The organism is Leifsonia sp. HAY1-4F (assembly GCF_056755275.1).
Genome location: NZ_JBNDHX010000557.1, coordinates 1 through 241 on the forward strand (window position 1 = coordinate 1; position 241 = coordinate 241).

General features: G+C 68.0%; 1 protein-coding gene. It reads right to left on the reverse strand.

Annotation, left to right across the window (positions count from 1 at the left end):
• On the reverse strand, positions 1–241 hold a 241-nt coding region (locus tag ACPYOG_RS20480), incomplete at both ends, for an FtsK/SpoIIIE domain-containing protein (protein ID WP_481295908.1).

The following is a 241-nucleotide window of genomic DNA, read 5'->3' on the forward strand; positions in this document are numbered from 1 at the left end:
TTTCCAGCTCGATTGGGTCTTTTGCCGCCTTGCGGTCGGGCAGCGGCTCGCGATGGCGCAGCTCCGCCCGGAGGCTCGTCAGCGCACGCCGCATCAGGTGCGGGCTGAGGTCGGTGACCAGTCCGACGCAGTGCGGGAGGCACACGCACTCGGCGAAGGCCGAGCCGCCCTTGTAGTCCACGAAAAGGAAGGTGACCCGGTACGGGCTGTATTCGGCCGCCATCCCGAGCACCCACGTCTG